This is a genomic window from Frankia sp. AiPs1, assembly GCF_023716945.1.
GTDB lineage: Bacteria > Actinomycetota > Actinomycetes > Frankiales > Frankiaceae > Frankia.
The window spans coordinates 1-1261 of the sequence record NZ_JAMQQF010000971.1 but is presented as its reverse complement, the minus strand read 5'-3'; the positions used below and the strand labels follow the sequence as shown (position 1 = coordinate 1261).

Here is a 1261-nt window from a genome sequence, read left to right as displayed (position 1 = left end):
GGCTGGCGGCCCACCGTCGGCCCGCCGGCCGGCCACCCGGGTTGGACCCCGCCGCCCAGCCCACCCGCACCAGATACCGCGCCTTCGCCGACGATCCCGCACTGTTACCGCCATGCGGACCGGGAGACCTACGTCTCCTGCCAGCGCTGCGGCCGGCCGATCTGCCCGGACTGCATGCGGCCGGCGGCGGTCGGGTTCCACTGCCCGGAGGAGGGACGCCCGCAGGGTGGGCAGACCGCCGCCCCGAGCGAGCGCGAGCCGCGCACGACCCTTGGCGGCCGAGCGCAGCTCGGGCGGCAGGGGCTGGTCACCCAGATCCTCATCGGGCTGTGCGTCGTCGCGTACATCCTCCAGGGGGCGCCGGGTCTCGCCGGCGGTGACAGCAGCAACCGGTTCACCGACGACTTCGCGATGATCGGCTTTCGGATCGCGGCGGATGACCAGTACTACCGGCTGCTCACCGCGGCCTTCCTGCACGCGGGCGTGCTGCACATCCTGTTCAACATGTACGCGCTGTACCTGCTGGGCTTCCAGCTCGAGGCGATCCTCGGCCGGGCCCGCTACCTGGGCCTGTTCGTGGCCGGTGCGGTCGGCGGGAACACCCTGAGCTACCTGCTCGGCGGCCTGTCCACGGCCTCGGTCGGCGCCTCCACCGCGATCTTCGCCTTCTTCGCGGCCTACTACGTCATCGCCCGCCGACTGCGGGTCGATTCGCGGCAGATCCTCGTCGTGCTCGGGATCAACCTGCTCATCACCTTCTCGTTCAGCAGCATCGACAAGTGGGGCCACCTTGGCGGGCTCGCGGCCGGTGTGATCGTCGGCCTGATCTACGCCTACGTGCCGCCGCGGCGGGCGTGGCTGCAGGCCGGCGGCGTCGTCGGGGTGATCGCGCTGCTGTTCGTCGCGGCGGCCGTCAAGTCCGCGGCGTTGATCTAGCCCCGCTCGGGCCTGTCTCGGCGGTGACCGGCTGGTCAGCCCAGCCGGAGTCGGATTTCCTCGACGCGTTCGGCGACCGGACCGGGATCGGTGCCGAGCTGGCGGCGGGTGAGCAGGATCGGGCCGTCGATCGTCTCCACCTCGAGGGTGCGTAGGTGCACCGCGCGTCGATTGTGGGTGAGGGTGGCGGCGCGCACCCGAAGCACCGCCGCCCACGGCAGGTGCCGGCGGCGCAGGCCGTCGACCAGGTCGAGCCCGGCGGGGGAGACCCGCAGGGTCGGCCGGGCGAGCAGGTCGCGCAGCGCCAGCGCCCACAGGCCGACGG

Annotated in this window: 2 protein-coding genes; one reads left to right on the top strand and one right to left on the bottom strand. The window is 72.7% G+C overall.

From position 1 onward, the window contains the following. Positions 1-936: rhomboid family intramembrane serine protease (locus ND748_RS32265; protein ID WP_251750054.1), on the top strand; the 936-nt coding region annotated here is incomplete at its 5' end. A gap of 35 nt (positions 937-971) precedes the next feature. On the opposite strand, the gene ND748_RS32260 is transcribed toward ND748_RS32265, so the two are convergent. Further along, a partial coding sequence (locus tag ND748_RS32260) for a PH domain-containing protein (protein ID WP_251750053.1) occupies positions 972-1261 on the bottom strand: 290 nt, incomplete at its 5' end.